Origin of the sequence: Protofrankia sp. Cr1, from assembly GCF_963555865.1 — a bacterium.
Taxonomy (GTDB): Bacteria; Actinomycetota; Actinomycetes; order Frankiales; family Frankiaceae; genus Protofrankia.
Window position 1 is genome coordinate 1 of the sequence record NZ_CAUVXO010000372.1, and the last position, 5,226, is coordinate 5,226.

The 5,226-nt window shown below is 64.6% G+C and carries 3 protein-coding genes and 1 pseudogene; 1 reads left to right on the forward strand and 3 read right to left on the reverse strand.

Features of this window, described 5'->3' with window-relative positions; genetic code table 11:
* The 3 genes and pseudogenes from U9980_RS21590 to U9980_RS21600 form a co-directional block, all read right to left on the reverse strand.
* Window positions 1-999: pseudogene (locus tag U9980_RS21590) on the reverse strand (radical SAM protein); the annotation flags it as partial.
* Window positions 1,000-1,251: 252 nt separating this feature from the next.
* On the reverse strand, window positions 1,252-2,031 hold the full coding sequence (locus U9980_RS21595; protein ID WP_322769592.1) for an endonuclease/exonuclease/phosphatase family protein: 780 nt from the start codon (window positions 2,029-2,031) through the stop codon (window positions 1,252-1,254).
* Between the two features lie 68 nt (window positions 2,032-2,099).
* Complete coding sequence (locus U9980_RS21600; protein ID WP_322769593.1) at window positions 2,100-3,263, reverse strand: aldo/keto reductase; 1,164 nt, start codon at window positions 3,261-3,263, stop codon at window positions 2,100-2,102.
* Between the two features lie 146 nt (window positions 3,264-3,409).
* Between U9980_RS21600 and U9980_RS21605 the strand changes: the two genes are divergently transcribed.
* Window positions 3,410-4,582 carry a hypothetical protein gene (locus tag U9980_RS21605; protein ID WP_322769594.1) on the forward strand — a complete coding sequence of 391 codons (1,173 nt, stop codon included), beginning with the start codon at window positions 3,410-3,412 and terminating at the stop codon, window positions 4,580-4,582.
* Window positions 4,583-5,226: the final 644 nt, after the last annotated feature.

The following is a 5,226-nucleotide window of genomic DNA, read 5'->3' on the forward strand; positions in this document are numbered from 1 at the left end:
CAGGTACAGCGTGCGAGACACGGTCGGGTGCCGGTCGAAGACCCGGCCTATCTCATCCAGAATCCAGACGAGCTTGTCGGGCGTAGCGCCGGCCCAGCTGCCCTTGTGGCCGCGCGGGCAGAACGAGCAGAAATTCGTGCACCCCCGGGATGCCTCCAGCTGCGCAACACCCTTGCGGGCGAACGTAGCGTCGAGGAGATCGAGTTCGGGCAGAAAATCGGTCTGTGCCCTGTTGGTCACACCGGCGGTGCGGCGGTAGCCGCGATCGATCGTCAGCCCACCCCCGCGGGCGGCGCCGACGTACCCGATCCCCCGGACCTCGGCCAGGCCCAGGTCCCCGTGAAAGTAGCCGACGATGTCAGCGATAGTCGGCTCCCCTGCGCCTCGGGCGATGAGCAGCCGCGGATAGCGGTCCAGCAACAAATGTTCGTTACGGGCGGTCAGGCTGCCGCCGGCCAGCACCAACGGCGGGATGGGGAGGCCGTAGAGCTGGTCGAGCAGAGTGACAAGAAGGTCGTGCTGGCCGAAGGTTGCGGAGACGCCCACGATGTCCGGCCCCCACGTGTCGACGGCGGTGAGGATGTCCTCGATCGTGATGCCCAACTGCATGTCCACGAGCCGTATCTGGCCGAGCAGGGTGGATCGGGCAGCGCGAGCCAGATCGGAAATCGCCAGGGGGAAACGGGGCAGAGGGAACCATTCAGGGTGGTACAGCGCGGCGAGCAGGACGCGCGGGCGGAGAAGGCGGCGGACGGCCTCATCGGCGACGCTCGCGGTCGACAGCCATCCGCCGACGTCGCCGATCGTGATGCGCCCGCCGGTCCAGTGCGGCCAGGCTCTGCTTGCGTGGGGTTGTCCGGACAGGTCAGCGGCTGTCCACCAACCGAGGCCGGGATCGCGCTTGGCGAGCAGCAGCCGCCGGTCGAGGGTGCCTGTGAGGCTGAAACGACCGGGTAGCTGCGACGTCAGTGCAACGCTGAGGGCGATCGGGTCGGTCATGGGAATGCGACGAAGCGTTTCGGTCATGTCCTGATCGACCGGGCTGCCCAGCGCGTGTCCGATCGCGTCGAGCAACCTGCCGTGCGCAGTGATGGCGGTGATGGCGGTGATGGCCGGCACAGTGACACCTCCCCAAGGGGGCTGATGGCGAGATGGGTCTATTAGTAGTTAAATGACTGCCATTAGTAGCCAACGATGAGTGTGCGTGAACCATGGCAGTGCTGACCGCGACAGGAGAGGATGCGGTGGCGGCTAGGAGGCGGGCGTGCTGGGCAGGGTGATATCGACGGCGAGCGCCGCGTGGTCGGACAAGCGGGATAAGCGGGGCTGCTGTAGGTAGCGGCAGTCGCCGAGCGTGTCGATGTGCCGGTCGGTGCAGAACATGTGGTCAAAGCGATAGCCGGTGCCGGAACGGCCGTACCAGGAGTGGTCGAGCGTGTCCGGGTGCCGATGGCGGAAGGCATCGGTGAATCCGGCGGCGGCGAAGGTCCGGTAGAAGTCGTACTCCCAGCCGCCGAACACGGCGTGATGAGGCACATGGCCGGGCTCGACGACGTTGAGATCGCCGGCCACCACCATCGGCACGCTTGGGCCAAACGCCGCTGGAAGGGTCGGCAATGCAGCTGCGACGGCGGACTGGAAAGCCCGTTTGGCGACATTGCGCTGGTCTCGGGGACCGCGGGAGGGCACATAGAGACCGACCACGGCCAAGCACCGCAAGCCCGGCACGGTGACGGTGGCGGCTGCAAGCCGGTGCGGTAGATGCCCGATGCCTACGCTGAGGACCGGTTCGAGGTGACCGACGCGGGCTGCAATGAGGACGCGGTAGTCACCGCCACCGTCGGTCAGGTGCGTGGCATAGCCGTGCGCGGCAAGGGCCTTGGCCAACGCCTGCCCAGCGGACCCGCCCGACACCTCGGTCAGGGTGACAACCTCGGCCTCCGGACGACCGGCCAGCCACTCGGCCTGCCGCGCGGCACGGGCCGGACTGGCATGCTGGACGTTCCAGGTCAGCACTCCGACGGTTGCCACAGGCTTGTGGCCGATCACGTGGGCCGCAGACTCGCCGCTCCGAGGTGTGCCTGTCGCCGCCATCGCGATCATTGTGGTGTCCCCGCAGCGCCGGTCAAATCGTCGATGAAGACCTGCCCGCCGGCGTCCAACTGGGCCTGCACCTCCGCCATGATCGAACGGGCCGCGCCAACCGTCGACGGGTCGGGTCGTTCGCCGAGGCAGGTGAGGTTGATGCTGACCTGCTCCGGACTGGTGAAGCCGACCAGGACGGCGGTACGGGGCGAGCGCACCAGGCCAGCCCACAAGGCGATGCGGATCAGGTCCGCGGGCTCGGGTCCGACGAGCTCACGCAGACGGTCAAGGCCCTCGGCGATCAGCGGGATTGCACCCGGGCCGAACCAGCGTTTGCGGCTACGATGATCTCCGTGCCCGAACATTCTCGGACAACCGGGTTGATAACTGCCGGTGAGCAGACCCTGGCCGAGCGGTTTATTCACCAGTACCCCGCAATCGTGGGCGTCGGCCAACGCGAAGATGCCCGCCGACCGGTCGTTGGGGGTCAGCAGGTTGTCCCGTACGGCCAGCACGTCGGGTTGGACTGTGTCGAACAGGGCACGGAATCGTTCGATCTTGTCGCCGCGCAGCTCGGGCGGGGTGTTCAGCCGGTCGACGGCGAAGCGGTGCGGACCACGCATCCCGACCGCGCGGATCCGCCCTTGGGCCTTGAAACCGCGCATGACCTCAACAGCACCATCCAGGTAGCGGTCATCGGGGCCGAAGTCGGAGTGGTGCAGGAAGTAGATGTCGAGATGGTCGACACCCAGGTTCTCTAGGCTCTGCTCCAGTTGGCTGCGCATATGCCGGGGCTGGTACCCGTGGCGTGCGGTACCGGCAAAGTAGCCAACCTTCGATGTCAGAACGACGGCATCACGGTCGACCTGCGCCACGAGACGCCCGAGAAGACGTTCGGATCGTCCGTGACCATACACATCCGCAGTGTCGAACAGATTCGCCCCGAGCTCGAAGGCCCGCTCGAGGCCCGCTACGGCGCTAGCCTCGTCAACGTCCGACCAGCCCATCGGCATGCCGAGATTGTGATCCGGACCGCCGATGGGCCAGCAGCCCACACCGACCGCGGACACATCGATGCCACACCGGCCCAACCGCCTCGAGGGAATTTTCCCCGTTACCGCAGATGTCATCACGCGCTTCCGTTCCGCCCGCAGCGCGGGGCTGTCCGAAAGAACCACGTTTTCTCCACCCTTCGTCCCTGCAACCTCGGCCTACACCCAGCGCCGGTGCTACGACACAGCAAAAGGGAGCAGCGGGCCGTCCGGCAAGCGACAGTTACACAGCTGGATCTTTCAATCCTGAATTCGCAGGTCACGGACCCCAGATGGGGGCCGCCGGCGCTCCTACCCTCGTTACACTTCCGGACGGTGCCGGACACCCCCTGGACGGCTGGAGCATGACTCACCAACCTGACGACATCGATCCCACCGCGGCCCGCACCATGGAAGAGTTCGCCGGGTGTCTGCGACGGGTGCGCGCCAGGGCGGACAACATCTCCTACCGCAGGCTGGAACAGTGGGGCACACGGAATAACAGCCCGCTGCCACGCAGCACCGTCGTCGATGTCCTGGCCGGACGCCGGCTGCCCCGCAAGACCCTGCTGCTGGCGTTCTTGCAGGCATGCGGAGTCAATCCGCGCACAGAGCCGCGATGGGTCACCACCTGGAACAGACTTTCCGAACAGCATGCAGCGAAACCTCCCGCCGCCGCGGGATCGGCCACATCGAGGACCGCCACCAACGTGATGGCTGCAGACCAGGTCATCGCTGACGCCCGCGCCCGTGCTGGGCAGATCATCGCGGAGGCCGTGGCCATCCGGGCGGCCGCTGAACAGAACGCCGCTCTGCTGCGCTCGGCCGCGCAACGCCAAGTCGACGAGATGCACGCCCAAGCCGAGCGGGAGCTGCGCCGTCACCATCGCTTCGCCGCGGAACTGGCCGCCGACGTCCGAGCTGCGGGCCTGTTGCGGATCGGCGCGAACTACCTGAACGGTTTGGACTGGGACCGGCTGTTCGCTGATGTTCACGAGTTGGATATCTTTGTCGCATATGGGCAAACATGGCGCAACCTGAATATCCGGCAGCTTCACAAGCTTGCCCGACAGCGCGGCAGTAGCATCCGTATCTTCCTGCCTGACGTGAACGATGAGGCGACGACGTCGCTGCTCGCGAACCGGTTCGCGATCGCGCCGGAAGAACTGATTAGGCGCATCGAATCGACGCGCGAGTCCTATGAAGGGATGCGCTACCCAGATGGCGCGAGGATAGAACTCTACTATTTCCCAGGTGACCGGATGTTCTCCTTCTACCGACTCGACGACACCGTCGTAGTCGGGTTCTACAGCCACAGCCGCAACCGTTTTCCGTCGATCCCAGTCTTTGTCGGCACAGCACCCGGAAGTCTGTACGAATTCATCCTGGAGGAACTCCGTGCAATCGAACAGAAAGGCCGACTCTTGACGTCTCATATTGACGGGATCTTACCATCTGATGAATGACATCCACTTCTCCCAACCTCTGCATTGATCACGGTTCGCTCCCGGCTGGACGTTGCAAGCTTTTCCAACGCCACGGTGTGGTCTGGACGGACGAGACACGGTCCTTGTCGAGGAACAGGCAGAATCTCTCGCAACCTCCGCCGAGCGAACTCCCAGGACTGGCCACTGCTTGAAAGCGGTCGCACACGATACGATCAATGATCCGTCTCCGTATTCTATAGTTAGTGGTTAGTTTCCTGTTTGAATGTCATCAAGATCTTCAACATCGGGCTGTCCAGCTGCCAGCGACGATGCCGGGATAAGAAGATGATCGCACTTTGGTAAGCTCGTGTCATTCCCAGAGATGGGAGCATCCGATTCCCACCGCTGCGCGACCGCTGAGCTGCGGAAAGACCCGTCAGTTCGGGTAGACAGTCCCGGATAGTGTCCGACCCCGCCAACGCGTCTACTATCGACGCTTCACCGACTCTCGCGGATTCCGCGAAATCGCCTAGCAATTCAATGCACATCGTTCCGCGTCCAGCTCCGACCGCCGCACGATTTCGATCGAAGTTCGGCTGCCTGAGCCAGTCCGGAGAAATCCAAGGGCTGGCCGAAGCGTCGCTTACGCCTTCGTCTTGATTCGTTCTCCCAGATGGTGGGCG

Coding starts and splice junctions, on each gene's coding strand:
- U9980_RS21605 (WP_322769594.1), top strand. CDS start 3,410: ATGGGGGCCGCCGGCGCTCCTACCCTCGTTACACTTCCGGACGGTGCC.